The sequence below is a fragment of the Actinomadura sp. NPDC048394 genome, assembly GCF_040651755.1.
GTDB lineage: Bacteria > Actinomycetota > Actinomycetes > Streptosporangiales > Streptosporangiaceae > Spirillospora > Spirillospora montaniterrae.
Window position 1 is genome coordinate 1 of sequence record NZ_JBEZJL010000012.1, and the last position, 17,488, is coordinate 17,488.

The window sequence follows — 17,488 nt, forward strand, 5'->3', positions numbered from 1 at the left end:
GGCGCCGCCCGAGCAGCAGCCCGCCGTCGAGCAGCCCGGCCTCACCCAGCCGGTCGCCCTCGGCGCGGACGGGACGATCCTCAACGGCCTCGGCGCGCGGGGGAGCCGCTCGCCGTTGACGAACGTCCCGTTGGTGGAGCCCTCGTCGCGGACCCAGGCCGTCCCGGACGGGTCGAGCCAGACCGTCGAGTGCCGCCGCGACACGTTGTCGTACTGGGTGAACGTGGCGGCCACCGGCGACTGGCCGGCGTCCCGGCCGAGCACCAGGTGCTGGCCGACGGACACCTTCAGCTCGCCGGTCGGGAACTGGACCCGCAGGACGGGCGTGCCCTTCTGCGGCAGCTGCCGCCCGCACGAGTTGCACTGCGCGGCGCCCGGGTTGGTCAGCACCGCTTCGCAGTACGGGCACATGAACGCCGTGCTGTCGGGCTGCTGCGGGTGCTGGTGCCCGTGCTGGGGGGCACCGTGCTGCTGGTCGGGCGGCAGCAGGGTCGCCTCGCGCCCGTGCGGGGGCGGCATGGGCGGCTGCTGCGGCGGCGGGCCGTACTGGTGGTCCGCCGGTCCGGGCTGCGGCATGTACTGGTCGGGCGGCTGCTGGTACTGCGGCTCGGGCTGCTGGTACTGCGGCTCGGGCTGGCGGTACTGGTCGGGCGCCGGCGGCTGGTGCTGCGGCGGCGGTCCCCACTGGTCCGGCTGCTGCTGCGGCTGCTGTTGCTGCTGCGGCGGCGGCATGGACCACGGGTCGGCCGGCTGCTGGCTCTGCTGGGGAGCGCCGTGCTGCGGCTGGTGCTGCGGCGGCGGCCCCCACTGGTCCGGCTGCTGCGGCTGCTGCGGCGGCGGGCCCCACTGGTCGGGCTGCTGCTGCTGCGGGGGCGGTCCCCACTGGTCCTGCTGCGGCTGGCCGTGCTGGGGGGCACCGTGCTGGGGAGCGCCGTGCTGCGGGGGCTGCTGGTAGTCGTGCTGGGGCGGCTGCTGGTACGGCTGGCCTTGCTGCGGCGGGAAGCCCCCGTGCTGGGGAGCGCCGTGCTGGGGGGCGCCGTGCTGCGGAGCACCGTGCTGGGGCGGACCGCCGTGCTGGGGGGCGCCGTGCTGCGGCGGGCCCTGGTCGTACCCGCCCGGACCGGCCCGGTGGCCGCCCCCCGGGCGCGCCAGGTTGGCCCCGCAGCTCAGGCAGAGCAGATCGCCCTGCTGGTACGGCTCGTCACAGACAGGACAGTTCAAGGTCGCCATGACACATCCCCCGAGCGCACGCCGGCGCGTTCGAGCCTCGACGTGAGGTGCTCCATGTCACCCCTTCGCGGGATCCCGATGTAGTACACCCGCCTTCCCTCCGGCCCTTCGTCCACGGACACCTGCACTCGGGGCCCTGCGTGTTCCCTAGTCTTACCGATGCCGGCCGATGCCCCGTACCGCTCCTCCCCCAGCGGGGTGAGCGGGACGGCGCGCTGGTTCGCCGACCCCCTCCAGAGTAGAGAGCCACCTTCCGGGTGTCGCCCCCTCGGGTTGAGCCGGTCGACGTACGGCCCCGCCATCACGGCATCGCACAGGTCGAGGATCTCGCGCGACCCCCGGACCCGCGAAAGCCGTGAGTAGACATATCCGCTGTACACCAATATGTCCAATGGCATCGTCTCACGCCGGGCGTTACGCCATGCGCGGATCCCGCGCAGCAGGGCGGCGAGCGCCGCGGGCTGCTGGAACGGCTCGCCGCCCGAGATCGTGATCCCGTCCAGCGGGCCGGGGAGGGACTCCAACCAGCCGAGGACGGCCTCGACCGGCACGGCCTTGGCCGGGTCCGCCTCCCAGGTGTCGCGCGACAGGCAGCCGTGGCAGTGCAGCGTGCACCCCTGCGTCCAGATGCCCGCGCGCGTGCCGGGGCCGAGTGTGGTCACCGGATAGTGCGCCTTGGCGAGCAGCAGCGCGGGCGCCCCGCCCTGAGATTCGCCCTGAACCTCGTCCTGGGCCTCGCCGGGGGGTTCGGCGGTCACTGGATGTCCAGGTGGACGATGCCGCCCTCGCGCCGGATCCCGGACACGGTGATCTGCTCGTCGGCGCCGAGTTCACGGTGGAACAGCGCGCGCGCCAGCGGGTTGACGAAGTGCGACTCCAGCGCCATGCCGATGCCGCGCCCGCCCTTGTCCAGCTCGTCGGTGCACCACTCGCGGAGCGTCCGCAGCGCGTCGTCCTGGACCGTCAGCATGAGCCGGTGCTCGTCGGCGACCCGCTTGCAGATGTTCGCGAACTGCAGGTCGAAGATCTTGTGCGCGGCGTCGCCGGAGATGAAGTCGAACACCACGATGTTGTCGCCGAACCGGTTGAGCAGCTCCGGCCGGTTCAGCACCTCGGTGAAGTGCGCGGCGACCGCGTCCTTGATCCGCTGCTCGACCTCGAAGTAGGACATCCCGGGTGTGATGTTGCGCACCCGGTCGCCCGCGAGGGCCGGGACGGCCTCCAGCATGCCCGGCTCGCGGCCCGGCACGAACATCCCGAGGTTCGAGGTGAAGATCAGGATCGACTCGGAGAAGTGCACGGTGTTGCCGCGCCCGTCGGTGAGCCGGCCGTCCTCGAGGATCTGCAGGAACTTGTCCAGGATCCGCGGGTGCGCCTTCTCGATCTCGTCGAACAGGATCACCCGGAACGGGTCCTCGCGGACGGCGTTGGTCAGCTCGCCGCCCGCCTCGTGCCCCACGTACCCGGGCGGCGCGCCGATCAGCCGGTCGCCGGAGCCCTCGGCGGAGAACTCGCTCATGTCGAAGCGCAGGTAGGCGCCCTCGTCGCCGAACACCAGCTCGGTGATCGCCTTGGCCAGCTCGGTCTTGCCGGTGCCGGTCGGCCCGGCGAAGAACAGCACGCCGCGCGGCCGGCTGCCGGACCGGGTCGCCTGCGCGCCCGACAGCCCGAGCACGGCCCGCTTGAGGATGTCGAGCGTCTTGGTGACCGCCTGCGGCTGCCCGATCACCCGCTCCGGGACGCGCTTCTCGCCTTCGAGGACGCGGCGCCGCAGGTGCCCGCGGCTCCACGGGTTGTCGAGGACGCCGAGCTTGTAGGTGCGGACCGCGTCCGGCAGGTCGGCGAGGTCGACGTTGCGCTCCTTCGCCAGCCGGGTCACCTCGATCATCGACTGGAGCGTGAGCCCGTCGGCCTGCTCGGCGAACGAGTCGCACGCCGCCGCGGCCGCCTCGTCCGCGCCGACGTCGCTGACCCCGAACGCGCGGGCCAGCAGCCGCGCCGTCTCCTGCCGGTCGCCGAGGTGCGGCCGCGGGATCGTGATCTCGCGGATCGTGTCGTTGTCGGCGGTCAGCCAGGACGGCAGGTCGCCCGGCCGCTCCACCAGCCACACCACCGGGTTGTACAGCGGCTTCGGCCGCGCCCCGTTCCCCCGGACGGGCCGCGCCGTCCGCGACAGCTTCGCGCAGAACCGGAAGAAGTCCCGCTCGGCCGGCTCCATCTCGGTCGGGGTCCGGGCGATCCGCGACGCCGAGTCGATGACGAACGCGGCCCGCACGTTCTCCTGCGGACGCGCCACCGCCGCCAGGTGCCGGGTCAGCGCCTCCAGCGACGGCCGCTCGTCCTTGATCTTGCCGAGCACCCGCTCGGCGGCGCGCTCCGCCTCGTCGCCGGCCTCGTCGCCCGGCGGCGGGACGATCTCCAGCCCGTCCACCGGGTCGTACACCACCATGAACGACGCGCCGCTCGCACGCAGCGTCTCCCACAGCAGGGACCGCAGCGGCAGTAGCCGCGCGGGCCCGCCGCCCTCCGCCGGCGGCGCCAGGAAGCTGTCGTACAGGTTGCCCGACAGGACGTACTGGGAGTGCACCGACAGCGTCGCGTCGAGTTCGCGGATGAACGGCGGCCAGCCTTGCAGCCGGCCGCCCAGGGTCGGCGAATCAATGCTCATCTGGCTCGCTCCACTCCGCATGTCCCGGGGGGCGCCGGCCTCCCGCGCCCCGCGGCCCCCATTCTCCGATCACGCGCCGCCGGCGGGAGACGGCACGTCAAGTGGGACGCTCCCGGCGCCGTTCGCGTTGGCCCGAACGCGCCCCAGTCTGCCGTGGCGCGGCGCTGACCGGCAGCTCCCGCACGCCCGGGTCGAGCCGCCAGGACACCTCGGAGCGGATCCCGCCGTCCGCCAGCCGCGCCCGCGCGGCCTCGAACGCCGCGCACCACTCGCGCTCCCGCTCGACGTCGACGCGCCGGTCGTCCTCGCTCTCGGCGGGCCGCTCCCGGACCATCGCCGCCTCGACGCGCGCGGCGCCGTCGACCCGCATCCGGACGCTGTGGTCGGGCCAGGCGCCCTTGGTCAGCACCACCGAGCCGTCCCCGGCCGTCAGCGTCTCGAAACCCGGCTGGACCTCGTAGCCCATGTCCTCGAACGCGGCGGTGATCGAGTCGAGGACGTACCGGCGCTCCGCCTCGGCCTGCTCGGCGGCCTCCCGCTCGGCCGCGCGGCGCCGCGCCCGCTCCCGGGCGTCCTCGGTGCGCCGGTTGGCCTCCCGGATCCGCAGCCGGACCTCGTGCAGGACGCCCTCGGCCTCCTCGGCGGTGCCGACGGCGGCGAGCAGCCGGGCCGCCTCGGCGACCGCGCGGCGCTCGTCCTCGCCGGCGTCGGGCAGCAGCCGCGCCATGATCCTTTCGAGGGTCCGCTGGGTGTCGTCGCCGCGGCGGGGAGGCGGCGTGCGTCCGGTGTCGGCGCGCAGCCCTTCGGCGGGCGCGGTGAAGACCTGCGCGGTGACCTGCGCGGCGAGGTGCTCCGACAGGCGGCGCTCCGCCTCGGCCAGGAGCGGGTCGGTCGCAGCGCACCACGCGGTCAGTTCCTGCGCGGACTCGTCGGCGGGCCGCAGCGGCGGCGGCAGCGCCACGTCCGCGCCGAGCTTGGCGCGGGTCTCGGCGAGCGCCGCGATGCGCGCGTTGCGCTCCACCACCTCGCGCAGCGCCCGCTCGTGCGTGCGGACCTCGGCGAGCGCCGCCTCCCGCGCCTCGGCCCGCCCCGCGGCGAGCGCCGCCAGTGCCTGCGCGCCGCGTCCCGCCGCGTCGCCGCCGCGGCCGAGCACCCGGTTCATGCCCAGGGTCAGCACGACCGCCGCGTCCAGCACGATGTCGGCCTCGACGCCGCTGCTCATGTGGGGGTCCCTCCGGGGTGGCTCGTGCGGGCCTGCTGCCAGCGGTGCATCCGGACACCGGCCGCCACGCCGTGCGCCACGGCCCCGGCGACCATCACCAGCACCCACAGCACGCTCGCGATGGACGTCAGCGCCGCCGCCAGCAGAAGCAGGAGCAGCAGCGGCACCGTACCGGCGAGGAGCAGGAACCCGCACCCCCGCCGGTCGTTGCGGCGCGCGGCGCCCGACATCGTCCGCGACGCCTTGGACAGCCCGCGGCCGCCCGCGCCCAGCACCTTCGATATCAGCGACCACGGCCCGTAGGGGAGATAGTCACCGCCCTGCGCGCGCGCCAGCATCACCTCGGCGCCGCACTGCACGCCCCACGCGATGACCGCGAGGACGGCGAGCGCAGCGAACGGCACACCGCCGCCCGACGACGCGTGGAGGCCCACCGACGTCGTCCCGTCGTCGTGCTTCCCGGCGCCGAACAGGCTTCCGACGACCCAGCTGCCCGCCAGCCAGATCGCGAGGATCGGCAGCGACCACACGACCGCCCGCGTCACCGCCGCGCCGCGACCGGCGAGACGCTGCCGCTCACGGTCGGCCCACTGCGCCTGAAGCGCCTCCGAGCGCCGCGCCGCAGCGTGCCGGTCGCGCGCCCGCGCCTCCGCCTCCACTACGGCCTCCGGCAGCGCGCGCGCGACCGCGAGCAGCCGGAGCGGATCGTCGCCCGCCCCGTCCGCCATCCACGTGAACCACGGCACCGGCTCCGGGACGGCCTCCCGGGCCCGCGCCGCGCCCTCCGCCAGCGACCGGTGCGTCTCCGCCGGACGGGCCGCCAGCGCGAGCAGCGCAAGCAGGACCGCCGGCGGGTTCCCGGCCTCCGCGTCCGGCAGCCGCGCCGCCAGCCCGGCCGGCGTCGCGTCCTGCCCGCGCAGCCAGCGCGCGAGGTCGTTCCACGCCGCGACGTTGGCGCGCCACTGGCCGTCGATACCGGCCAGGTCCCCGGCGCCCGCGAAACCCGCCAGGACGCGCAGCAGGCCGTGCTCCCACAGGTCCCGGCCGATCTGGCACGCAAGGCGATGGTCGGGGTGGCGGGGATCGTTCGCGAGGGCGGCGAGCGCCGGCAGGTCCCCGGCGGACGTCCTGCGGCCGAGGTAGTGCGGCGGGAGTTCCGGATCCAGCCACAGCACGAGGTGCAGCAGCTTCACGTCCGGCGGCAGCGCCGCGGTGAGCGGGCCGTCGACCAGCGCGATGCGGCTGTCGTCCGGCACGTCCGCGAGCCAGTCCCGAAGGCTCCGCCACGCCTCACCGGACTCGCCGCGCCCGAAGAAGTACTGCGCGGCATGCTCCCAGTTCTCCACCAGCGCGCGCGCCAGCTCGTCACGCCTCGCATAGCGCGCGCCGTGGAACGGCAGTCCGACGCCCGGCTGCGCGGTCTCCTCCGTGACCTGCGGGGACCCGCCGTCCAGCCACTCGGCGACCTCAACGCCGGTCCACCTGCGCCGCGGATCCCGCGTCAGCAGGCCCTGGCAGAGCAGCCGCAGCCGCGCGTCCGGCACGTCGTCCGCGCTCACCGGACGCGTCGCCAGATGGTCGACCACCACGGTCTCGCTCAGGCCCTGGAACGGCGCACGGCCCGTCGCGCACTCCCGCACGATCATCCCGAGCGACCACCAGTCCCGGGCCGGCGACACCTGCCCCGACAGCGACTCCGGCGCCGCGTACGCCAGCGTCCGCGACGACGACGCGAACACCACGCTCTCGTCGAGCACCTTGCTCAACCCGAAGTCGGCGATCGCCAGCCGCAGCGGCTCCGCCGCGAGGACCAGCACGTTCTCCGGCTTCAGGTCCCGGTGCACGATGCCCGCCCGGTGCAGCGCCGCCAAACCGTCCGCCAGCTGCGCCGCGATCTCCTTCACGGTCCCGTCCGGGAGGGGGCCGTCGATGAGGTTGCGCAGGTTGCCGTCCGGCGCGTACGCGGTGACCTCGTAGTCACGGCCGTCCGCGTGGCCCGTCTCCAGGATCCGCAGCACGTGCGGCGAATCCAGCGCGGGCAGTTTCGCCCACACGTCGCGGTCGGCGTGGTACCCGCGGCGGAACACCTTCGCCACGAACCGGTCGCCGCTCTCGTCCCGCACCAGCAGCAGGTCCGACTCGGCGCCCTGCACCGGCAGCTCCGCGACCGCCTCGTACCGCTCGGCCAGCGCCGCCGGCAGGCGCATCAGCGGATCGCCGGCCGCCTCCCCGTCCCGCCGCGTCGTCCCGGGCCCGGACGCGGGCGGCGTGCGCGGCGCGGGCACCCGCTCGTCCCGCCGCGTCGCCCCGGCGTCCCGCCGCGTGTCCCGCGGCCCGCTCCCGGCGGATCCGGCCTCGCCGGACCCGGTCGCGTCGAACTCGCCCACCGCAGCCCCGTCTAGTCCTTGTCCTTGATGATCCGGAGGTACTCGACCTCCTTGAAGCGGACGACCATCGCCTCCATGAAGATCCGAGCGAGTATCGCCTCGAAGAACCAGACGACCGGCGAGGCGCAAATGATGATGAGGCCCAGCAGCCAGCCGTTGCGCAGACCCATGACCCAGATACCGATCACCACCACCAGCAGGGCGGACAGGCTGATCAGCAGCAGCGACAGGATGTAGAAGAGCTTGATGAGCTTCGGCGTGACCAGGTTGTTGAAGTTCGTGTCGAACAGCGCGCTGACGAGGCCCTTCGACTGCGGGTCGCGGGGTGGGGGCTGCCAGCTCTGGGGCTGTTCGTAGGGGCCGGTGCCGAACGGGCTGGACGGGCGGGGGCCGGGGATCGGGCCGGGCTGCTGCTGTGGCGGCGGGCCGTACGGTCCACCCGGCGGGCCGGGCGGGGGGCCCGGTGGGCGCGGTGATTGGCCGGGGTCCGATGGGTGCGTCATCGCCGTCGTCTCCAGTCTGGGGCCGCCTATAGGAAGACTCTAGAGCCTGAGCCGGGCGTGCGGCCGGAACGGGACGCGCGGCTCACCGGCCCCGTGCGCGCTTCCCGCTGCGTTTCCTTTCCGGGTGTTGTCCGCGGTGTCGCGGCCGGGTGGTCCGCGGGCGGGTTATCGTGCCGGAAGCTCCCTCTGAGGGCCGGAATGGGCGAGGTGCGATGGTCGCGTTGGTGCTGGTTCCGGCCGGGTTCGTGGTCGGACTCCTTCTGGCCCCGCTGGCGGCCCCGTTCACCGGGGTGATGCCGTGGACCCGGCGGACGGCCATGGGGGTCGTCGCCGCGGCCGTCTCCGGGGTGATCGGGTGGCGGGTCGGGGCGCATCCCGTTCTCGGCGCGCTGCTCTACCTCGTCGCGGCCGGCACCCTGCTGGCGTTCGTCGACGTCGAGGTCAAGCGGCTGCCCGACCGCTTCACGCTGCCCTCCTACGGCGCCGTGGCGGCGCTGCTGGCCGCGGCGGTGCCGTTCACCGGCGGCGGGTGGCGGCATTTCGAGCACGCCCTCATCGGGATGGCGGCGATGTTCGCGCTCTACGCCGTCCAGGCGTTCGCGGTGCCGTCGGGGATCGGGCTGGGGGACGTGAAGCTGTCGGGCGTGCTCGGGCTGTGCCTCGGCTGGTTCGGGGCGCGGGCGTGGGTGACGGGCCTGCTGGCGACCTACCTGCTCGGCGGCGTCATCGCGGTCGGCGTGCTGATCGTCCGGCGGTCCCGCAAGGGGGAGTTCCCGTTCGGGCCGTCGATGCTGGTCGGGACGCTCGTCGGGGTGCTCGTGGCCACCGGGTAGGGGCCGGGGTCACCGGGTAGGGCCCGGGGGTCACGTGCAGGGGTCCTTCTGGCCCGCCTTGACGCCGCCGGTGATCTTGTTGAGCGTCTGCGGGGCGAAGTGCACGCCGTTCTTGCCGAGGACGAGGCGGACGCCGCCGGCGGCGGGGGCGGAGCCGTCGGCGGTGAGGAGCGCGTCGGGCACGTCGCGGGCCAGCGCGGACGCCTGCGCCTCCGCGGACGGGTTGTAGACGAGCCGGCTCTCGGCGACGGGCGCCGCCTTCTCCGTCTTCTTCGCGACCTTGAAGCCGCGCTTGCCGAGCTGGTCGACGACCCGCTGGACCGCGGCCTTCGGCGCGCCCGCCGCGACGACGGTGACGGTGACCTTGCCGGGGTCCGGCGGGGCCTGCTCGGCGGGGGCGGGCTTGGCCGGTTCGGCGGGCAGGTCGTTGTCGTGCCGGATGGCGTCGAACAGCGGCTTGGCCTGCGCCTGGTTCCACTGGACGCGGTTGGGGTCGGGGGCGTAGCCCTCGACCGGGACCGTGACGAACCGGACCTTGCCGGCGTCCATCCCCTTGAGGCCGTCCGCGAGCTTCTTCATGGTCGCGAGGTCGAGGCCGTCGTCGGTCGTCAGCGACTTGGTCGCGGCCTTGAGGAACTTGTAGGTCTTCGCCGGGTCGGTGAGCACCGAGCCGCTGGTGGCCTTGTCGACGACGGCGGCCATGAACTTCTGCTGCCGCTGGATGCGCTCGAGGTCGGAGCCGTTGCCGAGGGAGTAGCGGGCCCGCACGTAGCCGAGGGCCTGGGTGCCCTTGACGGTCTGCTTGCCGGCCTTGAGGTGCAGGTCGGCGCGGGGGTCGTCGACGGGCTTGGCGACGCAGATCTGGACGCCGCCGAGCGCGTCCACCATCCGCTTGAAGCCGGAGAAGTCGATCTGCACGAAGTGGTCGATGTGGATGCCGGTGAGGCCTTCCAGCGTCTTCCAGGTGCAGGTGGGCCCGGCCAGGGCGAACGCGGAGTTCAGCATGCCGAACTGGGCGGGGACGGTGCCGCCGCCGTCCTTCTCGCACGCGGGGATCTTCACCATCGAGTCGCGGGGGAAGCTGACGCCGACGGCCTGGTCGCGGTTGGGTGACAGGTGCAGCAGGATCGCGGTGTCGGAGCGGGCGCCGGTCACGCCGTCGGCGGCGTACTTGGCGTTGTCGCCGGCGCGGGTGTCGGACCCGAGCAGCAGGATGTTGAGCGACTTGTTGAGCTTCTTCGGCCGGTTCGCGCCGAGCTTCCCGTCGACGTGCTTCTTGTCGATGCCGCCGACGAGGTCGTGGTAGAGCCAGGCCGCTCCGGCGCCGCCGAGCAGGACGACGGACGCCGTGCCGATCGCGGTCCAGCGCAGGATCCTGCGGCGGCGGGCCCGCGCCGCCGCGGCGCGCGATGGCGGGGCGCCGTCGTCGGCGGGGGCGGGAGCGGGAGCGTCGGTGGTGCTGTCGGCGGCGGTGTCCCCCGCGAGGTCTTCGCGGCCGGGGTCTTTGTCGCTCATTCGTCCAGTTTCGGGCGGGCCCTGTCCGGGGCGCGTGGTCTGGGGGGGCCGTCAGTGTAGGCGGGGGCGGAAGTCACGTACATCTTCTTGTTTGATGCGCGATACGTCCGATCTGTTGTCATCTTCGGGTGGATTGTGGCCCGGATCCCTTGCCGCGGTGTTTTCCGTACGATCTCGTCCGTGGACGAGGCGTGGGTGATCGGTGGCCGGTTCACCATGCTCGACCGGATCGGGGCGGGCGGGACGAGCCGGGTGTGGCGCGCCTACGACGGGGCGGAACGGCGGTACTGCGCGGCGAAGCTCGTCCGGCGGAGGGGCCCGACGTCGGTGCTGCGGGCGGTCCGGGAGCAGGCGCCGCGGCCGGCGCATCCGCACGTGGTGACCCCGTACGCGTCGTGCGCGGCGGGCGAGGACGTGCTGCTGGCGATGGACCTGGTGAGCGGCGGGTCGCTGGAGACGCTGCTCGGCGACTACGGGCGGCTGCCGCCGGCGTACGCGGCGGAGGTGCTGGACCAGGTGCTGGCCGCGCTGGGCCACATCCACCGCGCCGGGATCGTCCACCGGGACGTGAAGCCGGCGAACCTGCTGCTGGAGCCGAGCCCGGTCGGGGCTCCGCACGTGCGGCTCGCCGATTTCGGGATTGCGCTCGGCGACGACGGCGTGCGCCTCACCACGACCGGTTTCACGGTCGGCACGCCGGGCTACCTGGCGCCGGAGGTGCTCGACTGGAACCGTCCGGGGCCGCGGCAGGACCTGTACGCGGCGGGGATGGTGGGCTGGCGGATGCTCACGGGCGCGGGCGACCCGGAGCCGCGCCAGCGGATCGGCGCGCGGCCCGGCGGCGTGCCGCCGATGCTGTGGACGGTGCTGTCGCACCTGTGCGACCCGGATCCCGAGCGCCGGTTCGTGGACGCCGGCGCCGCGCGCCGTGCGCTGTCGTCCTGCGACCTGGACCTGCGGTTCCCCGTGCAGACCCTGGACGGGGAACCCCTCCAGATCTTCGACCACCTGGGCCCGCCCCCGCCCCACCCCTGACCCGGGGGCCTCAGGTCTTTTCGAAGCTGATGTCGACGCGGCGGTTCTTGGCGCGCCCGGACGGGTTGTCCTTGCCGCCGACGCTGTTGGGGGCGATCGGACGGGTCTCGCCGTAGCCCTTGGCCTCGATCTGCAGGGTGGTGCCGCCGAGGGCGCGGGCCAGCTCGGCCTTGACCGCCTCGGCGCGCCGCTGCGAGAGGTCGAGGTTGTAGGACGGGGAGCCGACCGAGTCGGAATGGCCGGAGACCTGCACGGTGCCGCGCGCGTCGCGGAGGCGCGGCACGAGGTCGGCGATGCGGCGGCGCGCGGCGTCGGTGAGCGCGGCCTTGCCGAAGTCGAACAGGACGTCCGCGGAGATGTGCACGGTGACCTGCGAGCCGTTGACGTCCTCGGTCTCCAGCGGGACGACGGCCCGGGTGAGGTCGATGGCGCGGACCGCGCCGGCCGCGTCGAGGGTGCGGACGGACGCGGCGATGTTCGAGTCGGGGACGACGGGGTCGGTGTCGGCTCCGGCCTGCCCGGAAGCCGTGAGGAGGAGGGAGGCGGCCGGCAGCACGGCGGCCGCGAGGGCGATCGTCCGGCGCACGCGGCTCACCTCTCGATGGGAACGTCGCGGAACGTCGGCCATGAGCCGAGCTGGAGGTCGATGCTCTTCACGTTCGCGGGCGGCGCGGCGAACGTGTGGCTGGTCAGGGTGGTCTGCTCGTTCGGCAGGTTGGTCAGGACGTCGTCGCTTTCGAGGCGGCGGCTGCCGGAGTCGGTCACGACGACGTAGCGCTTGAGGTTCACCGGGTCGATCAGCGAGGCGTCGAGGCCGCGCTCGCCGTTGAGGCGGTAGGGCGTCGGGGTGTTGGTGTCGCCGGGCACGTGCGGCGTCCACTGGAGGCTGAGGGTGGCGAGCTTGCCCTTGACCCGCAGGCCCATGACCGCGATGTCGACCTTGGCGCCGGGCGCCATCGGAGTGGTGAAGGTCGCCTTGGCGACGGGCTTGTCGAAGCGGTCGACGCTCGCCTTGCCGACCGATCCCTGTGTCGCGCCGTGGCCGGAGTCGCCGTCGGAGAGGGAGCAGCCGGCCAGCCCGCCGGCGAGGAGGAGGGCGGCCGCCGCCGTCGCGGCCGGGCGGTGTGACAGGCGCATGTACGGCCCTTTCCGTTTCGTCGCATATGCAAAGATCGCTCGCCGTGGCACGATGGTGGCGAGGTCACCGCGCATCATTGCGTTCGAGAACCTACCGTTTGCAACTGTGAAGAGTCAAGAGGGGGCGGCGAAAGTGGGCGTTGCCGCGGAGACGGTCGTCCGGAACCGGGCGCTCCAGACCGAGTGGTACGGCGAGCCGCTGGGCGACCGCGTCCGCCGGCTCCTGGACCGGCTCGGCCTCTCCCAGTCGGCGCTCGCCGGCGTCCTCGGGCTGTCCGCGCCGATGCTCTCCCAGCTGATGTCCGGGCAGCGCGCCAAGATCAGCAACCCGGCCGTGCTGCACCGGCTGCTGGCCGCCGAGGAACTCGCCGCCGACCCCGGCTTCGACGCGATGGCGGCGGCCGAGGTCAGGGAGCGGCTGAAGGCGATCGGCGCCGAGTCGGCCGCGACGACCTCGGGCCTGCGCGCCGCGACGTCCGGCCGCGTCCCGGTCGGCGGCACCGCGCAGGCCGGCGGTACCGCGCAGGCCGGCGGCGCCGCGCAGGGCGTCGCGGGAGGCGGGCCCGTGCACGCCGAGCAGCCGGCGCGGCTCGTCCAGGCGCTGCTGCGCGAGGTCGCCTCGGCCGCCGAGATCGAGGCCGCCGCGGCGCTCATCGGCGACCGCTTCCCGGACCTGGCGGAACTGCTCCGCGTGTACGGCAACGGCCGCACGAGCGAGGCCGAGGCCCATTACGCGCGCATCATCCGGGACGCCCGCGGTCACTGAGCGCGTTCGCCCGCCGCACGCGCGCTCGCGCCGGCCGGATGGCCGCTCGGTCATGCCCCGGCGTGCTCGTCTCGATTCCGCTGGGCCATAACGACTGGTTATGAGAACCGGGCGGTGCAGTAGCGCCTTTCCAGGGCTAAAGTCTGTGGTCAGGGTCACATGCGGGTCTGGCTGTTATGTATGTCACAGCTCCCGCGGGGTGGCGTAAGGTCGCTTCGCTGGAAGCGCACACGAGGCGTCACCGCGCGCATGCGGGACGGCGCCCCAGGCCGGGCGCGACGGCCGCGCGAGTGCGCTCAGACCGTGGTACGGGGACACGACGACCCGAGCTCAGGAGAGCGATCGATGAGCACTATGGAGGCGCCGGCCAAGTCGCGCGCCCAGATCAAGGAACGCACGCTCCGCAAGGACAACTGGCGTCTGTATCCGATCACGACGTTCGTGATCTTCACCGCGTGGGTGGTGTACGCGACCGTCAGGGCCTTCTGGGGCGCGGCGTTCTACGTCCCGCAATACCACTACCTGACGCCGTTCTACTCGCCCTGCCTGAACGACATCTGCAGCAACGTCACCGTCAACGGCCACACCGGCGACGCCGCCGAGTTCGGCACCTTCCTGCCGGCGGGCACCCGCGGCTGGATCCCCTTCGCGATCATCACGCTGCCGTTCCTGCTGCTGTTCCGGCTGACCTGCTACTACTACCGCAAGGCCTACTACCGCTCGTTCTGGGCGTCGCCGCAGGCCTGCGCGGTGCGCGAGCCGCACGGCAAGTACACCGGCGAGCGCCGCTTCCCCCTCATCGGCCAGAACCTGCACCGCTACTTCTGGATGGCCGCGTTCCTCATCTCCGTCATCAACACCTGGGACGCGGTCCGCGCCTTCCACGGCAAGGACGGCGGGTTCGGCATCGGGCTCGGCACGATCATCCTGGTCGCCAACGTGGTCCTGCTCTGGCTGTACACGCTGTCGTGCCACTCGTGCCGGCACATCGTCGGCGGGCGGCTGAAGAACTTCTCCAAGCATCCCCTCCGGTACCGCATGTGGGGCTGGGTCTCCAAGATCAACCAGAACCACGGGACCTACGCCCTGATCACGCTGGGCTCGCTGGTGGTGGCCGACGCCTACGTCGCGTTCGTGGCCGGCGGCGTCTTCTCCGACCCCCGCATCTTCAACTGAGGCCAAAGGATCATGACTGAGATCGAGAGGCACGCCTACGACGTCGTGGTGATCGGTGCCGGCGGCGCCGGGCTGCGGGCGGCGATCGAGGCCCGCCTCCAGGGCAAGAAGACCGCGATCATCTCCAAGTCGCTGTTCGGCAAGGCGCACACGGTGATGGCCGAGGGCGGCGCCGCCGCGGCGATGGGGAACGTCAACCCCAACGACAACTGGCAGGTCCACTTCCGCGACACCATGCGCGGCGGCAAGTTCATGAACAGCTGGCGGATGGCCGAGCTGCACGCCAAGGAGGCGCCCGAGCGCATCTGGGAGCTGGAGCACTGGGGCGCGCTGTTCGACCGCACCAAGGACGGCAAGATCAGCCAGCGCAACTTCGGCGGGCACGAGTACCCGCGGCTGGCGCACGTCGGCGACCGGACGGGCCTGGAGCTGATCCGCACCGCGCAGCAGAAGATCGTCGCGCTGCAGCAGGAGGACCACGCCGAGCACGGCGACTACGAGGCCCGGCTCAAGGTCTGGGCCGAGACGACCGTGACGCGGCTGCTCAAGGACGGCGACCGGATCTGCGGCGCGTTCGCATACGTCCGCGAGACCGGCAAGTTCGTCGTGTTCGAGGCGCCCTCGGTGGTGCTGGCGACCGGCGGCATCGGCAAGGCGTTCAAGGTCACGTCGAACTCCTGGGAGTACACCGGTGACGGGCACGCGCTCGCGCTGCTCGCCGGCGCGACGCTGCTGAACATGGAGTTCGTGCAGTTCCACCCGACCGGCATGGTCTGGCCGCCGTCGGTGAAGGGGATCCTCGTCACCGAGTCGGTGCGCGGCGACCGCGGCGTCCTCAAGAACTCCGAGGGCCGGCGGTTCATGTTCGACTACGTCCCCGAGGTCTTCAAGAACCAGTACGCCACCACCGAGGAGGAGGGCGACCGCTGGTACGACGACCCCGACAACAACAAGCGGCCGCCGGAGCTGCTGCCCCGTGACGAGGTGGCCCGCGCGATCAACTCCGAGGTGAAGGCCGGCCGGGGATCGCCGCACGGCGGCGTGTTCCTCACCGTCGTCGACCGGATGCCGGGCGGCGCCGCGGAGATCGTCCGGCGGCTGCCGTCGATGCACCACCAGTTCAAGGAGCTGGCGGACGTCGACATCACCAAGGAGCCGATGGAGGTCGGCCCGACCTGCCACTACGTGATGGGCGGCGTCGAGGTCGACCCGGACACCGGCGCGGCGAAGGTGCCGGGGCTGTTCGCGGCCGGCGAGGTCTCCGGCGGCATGCACGGCTCGAACCGGCTCGGCGGCAACTCCCTGTCGGACCTGCTGGTCTTCGGCCGGCGGGCCGGGCTCGGCGCGTCGGAGTACGTGGACGGCCTGCCCGAGCGTCCCGCCGTCCCGGAGGCGGAGATCGAGGCGGCGGTCGCCGAGGCGCTCGCGCCGTTCGAGCGGGAGGACGGCGAGAACCCCTACGCCGTCCACGCCGAGCTGCAGCAGACGATGAACGACCTGGTCGGCATCATCCGCAAGGAGGCGGAGCTGCAGCAGGCCATCGAGGCGCTCGGCAAGCTCCGCGAGCGGGTCGCCAACGTCGGCGTCACGCCGGTCGCGGTGGGCGACGACGGCCGCGGCTACCACCCGGGCTGGCACCTGTCGCTGGACCTGCGGAACATGATGCTGGTGTCGGAGGCGGTCGCGAAGGCGGCGCTGGAGCGGCAGGAGAGCCGCGGCGGGCACACCCGCGACGACTACCCGCAGATGTCGGCGGAGTGGCGGAAGGTCAACCTGGTCTGCAGCCTCGCCGGGGACCCGTCGTCCCCGCACGTCGAGCTGAAGCGCCAGCCGATGACGCCGATGCGCGAGGACCTGCTGGGCCTGTTCGAGACCGACGAGCTGAAGAAGTACCTCACGGCCGAGGAGTTGCCGGCCGACGTGGCCGCCGAGCCGGTGTCGCCGGAGGCGTCGGCCGAGGCGTCCGAGGGCGCGGCGGCGTCCGAGGGGACGCCCTCCGCGGACGCGGTCGCGAAGGCGGACGAGGAGACCGATGCGACCGCCGCGGGCGCCGCTGCGGACGACGAGGAGGGCGAGCAGTGAGCTACGAGGCCAAGTTCAAGGTCTGGCGCGGCGACGACGGCGCGGGCGAGCTGACGGACTACACGGTCGAGGTGAACGAGGGCGAGGTCGTCCTCGACATCATCCACCGGCTGCAGGCGACGCAGGCGCCGGACCTCGCCGTCCGGTGGAACTGCAAGGCCGGCAAGTGCGGGTCGTGCTCGGCGGAGATCAACGGCATGCCGCGGCTGATGTGCATGACGCGGATGTCCACCTTCACCGAGGACGAGACGATCACGGTCACCCCGATCCGGACGTTCCCGGTGATCCGCGACCTCGTGACGGACGTGTCGTTCAACTACGAGAAGGCGCGGCAGATCCCCTCGTTCGACCCGGGCGACGTCGAGCCGGGCGAGTTCCGGATGCAGCAGGAGGACGTCGAGCGCTCGCAGGAGTTCCGCAAGTGCATCGAGTGCTACCTATGCCAGAACGTCTGCCACGTGATCCGCGACCATGAGGAGAACAAGCCCGAGTTCGCCGGGCCGCGGTTCCTCATGCGGATCGCGGAGCTGGAGATGCACCCGGCCGACCAGGCGGACCGGCGGGAGATCGCGGCGAAGGACCACGGCCTCGGGTTCTGCAACATCACCAAGTGCTGCACCGAGGTGTGCCCCGAGCACATCAAGATCACCGACAACGCGCTGATCCCGATGAAGGAGCGGGTCGTCGGCCGCAAGTACGACCCGGTCGTGTGGCTCGGCACCAAGCTCGGCATCGTCAAGAAGGGGCAGGACACCCCGTCCGCCTGACCTCTTGACGGCCTGATCGGTGACGGCCTGACCCGGTGACGGCGGGCGGCGACGGCGGGCGGCGATGCCCCCGGATCGCCGCCCGCCGTTCCGCCGTTCCCCATGAACGCCGTGCTCGCCGCCGGGGGCACGGCGCCCCTGTCCACCGTGCCTCCGCGCAAGCCGGG

At 73.0% G+C, this 17,488-nt stretch carries 15 protein-coding genes; 6 read left to right on the forward strand and 9 right to left on the reverse strand.

Annotated elements, in window-relative coordinates; translation table 11 throughout:
- From AB0C78_RS10180 to AB0C78_RS10205, 6 genes are all read right to left on the reverse strand, one after another.
- A partial coding sequence (locus AB0C78_RS10180) for an FHA domain-containing protein (RefSeq protein ID WP_360744658.1) occupies nucleotides 1-1,230 on the reverse strand: 1,230 nt, incomplete at its 3' end.
- Complete coding sequence (locus AB0C78_RS10185) at nucleotides 1,218-1,988, reverse strand: 4Fe-4S single cluster domain-containing protein (protein ID WP_360744661.1); 771 nt, start codon at nucleotides 1,986-1,988, stop codon at nucleotides 1,218-1,220. The genes AB0C78_RS10185 and AB0C78_RS10180, both read right to left, overlap by 13 nt.
- Nucleotides 1,985-3,898, reverse strand: a complete 1,914-nt coding sequence (locus AB0C78_RS10190; protein ID WP_151542413.1) for an AAA family ATPase — start codon at nucleotides 3,896-3,898, stop codon at nucleotides 1,985-1,987. The genes AB0C78_RS10185 and AB0C78_RS10190 overlap by 4 nt, the downstream gene beginning before the upstream one ends.
- Nucleotides 3,899-3,995: 97 nt before the next feature.
- Nucleotides 3,996-5,120, reverse strand: a complete 1,125-nt coding sequence (locus AB0C78_RS10195) for a response regulator receiver protein (RefSeq protein ID WP_360744665.1) — start codon at nucleotides 5,118-5,120, stop codon at nucleotides 3,996-3,998.
- Nucleotides 5,117-7,507 (reverse strand): serine/threonine-protein kinase, encoded by a 2,391-nt coding sequence (locus AB0C78_RS10200; RefSeq protein WP_360744668.1) that lies wholly within the window; start codon nucleotides 7,505-7,507, stop codon nucleotides 5,117-5,119. Before AB0C78_RS10200 ends, AB0C78_RS10195 begins: the two co-directional genes overlap by 4 nt.
- Before the next feature lie 11 nt (nucleotides 7,508-7,518).
- Nucleotides 7,519-8,010, reverse strand: a complete 492-nt coding sequence (locus AB0C78_RS10205) for a DUF4282 domain-containing protein (protein ID WP_360744671.1) — start codon at nucleotides 8,008-8,010, stop codon at nucleotides 7,519-7,521.
- A 212-nt stretch (nucleotides 8,011-8,222) separates the two neighbouring features.
- Between AB0C78_RS10205 and AB0C78_RS10210 the strand changes: the two genes are divergently transcribed.
- Entirely contained in the window at nucleotides 8,223-8,843 is a 621-nt protein-coding gene (locus AB0C78_RS10210; RefSeq protein WP_360744674.1) for an A24 family peptidase, read from the forward strand.
- Between the two features lie 30 nt (nucleotides 8,844-8,873).
- Here the strand turns inward: AB0C78_RS10210 and AB0C78_RS10215 are convergent, their stop codons facing one another.
- Nucleotides 8,874-10,358 carry an LCP family protein gene (locus tag AB0C78_RS10215; protein WP_360744677.1) on the reverse strand — a complete coding sequence of 495 codons (1,485 nt, stop codon included), beginning with the start codon at nucleotides 10,356-10,358 and terminating at the stop codon, nucleotides 8,874-8,876.
- Between the two features lie 180 nt (nucleotides 10,359-10,538).
- On the opposite strand from AB0C78_RS10215, the gene AB0C78_RS10220 reads away from it, so the two are divergent.
- Complete coding sequence (locus AB0C78_RS10220) at nucleotides 10,539-11,393, forward strand: serine/threonine-protein kinase (RefSeq protein WP_360744680.1); 855 nt, start codon at nucleotides 10,539-10,541, stop codon at nucleotides 11,391-11,393.
- 10 nt (nucleotides 11,394-11,403) lie between these two features.
- Here the strand turns inward: AB0C78_RS10220 and AB0C78_RS10225 are convergent, their stop codons facing one another.
- Together AB0C78_RS10225 and AB0C78_RS10230 are read right to left on the reverse strand one after the other, a co-directional pair.
- On the reverse strand, nucleotides 11,404-11,988 hold the full coding sequence (locus AB0C78_RS10225) for an OmpA family protein (protein WP_360744683.1): 585 nt from the start codon (nucleotides 11,986-11,988) through the stop codon (nucleotides 11,404-11,406).
- Complete coding sequence (locus AB0C78_RS10230) at nucleotides 11,985-12,530, reverse strand: hypothetical protein (RefSeq protein ID WP_360744686.1); 546 nt, start codon at nucleotides 12,528-12,530, stop codon at nucleotides 11,985-11,987. The genes AB0C78_RS10225 and AB0C78_RS10230 overlap by 4 nt, the downstream gene beginning before the upstream one ends.
- A gap of 133 nt (nucleotides 12,531-12,663) precedes the next feature.
- Here AB0C78_RS10230 and AB0C78_RS10235 point away from each other — a divergent pair, with 133 nt between their 5' ends.
- From AB0C78_RS10235 to AB0C78_RS10250, 4 genes are all read left to right on the forward strand, one after another.
- Nucleotides 12,664-13,296, forward strand: a complete 633-nt coding sequence (locus AB0C78_RS10235) for a helix-turn-helix transcriptional regulator (protein WP_360744689.1) — start codon at nucleotides 12,664-12,666, stop codon at nucleotides 13,294-13,296.
- 345 nt (nucleotides 13,297-13,641) lie between these two features.
- Nucleotides 13,642-14,472 carry a hypothetical protein gene (locus AB0C78_RS10240; RefSeq protein WP_151542403.1) on the forward strand — a complete coding sequence of 277 codons (831 nt, stop codon included), beginning with the start codon at nucleotides 13,642-13,644 and terminating at the stop codon, nucleotides 14,470-14,472.
- Between the two features lie 12 nt (nucleotides 14,473-14,484).
- Nucleotides 14,485-16,554: a fumarate reductase/succinate dehydrogenase flavoprotein subunit gene (locus tag AB0C78_RS10245; RefSeq protein ID WP_360744692.1), complete on the forward strand. Its 2,070-nt coding sequence runs from the start codon at nucleotides 14,485-14,487 to the stop codon at nucleotides 16,552-16,554.
- Nucleotides 16,551-17,321, forward strand: coding sequence for a succinate dehydrogenase/fumarate reductase iron-sulfur subunit (locus tag AB0C78_RS10250; RefSeq protein WP_360744695.1), 771 nt, complete (start codon nucleotides 16,551-16,553; stop codon nucleotides 17,319-17,321). The genes AB0C78_RS10245 and AB0C78_RS10250 overlap by 4 nt, the downstream gene beginning before the upstream one ends.
- Nucleotides 17,322-17,488 lie beyond the last annotated feature (167 nt).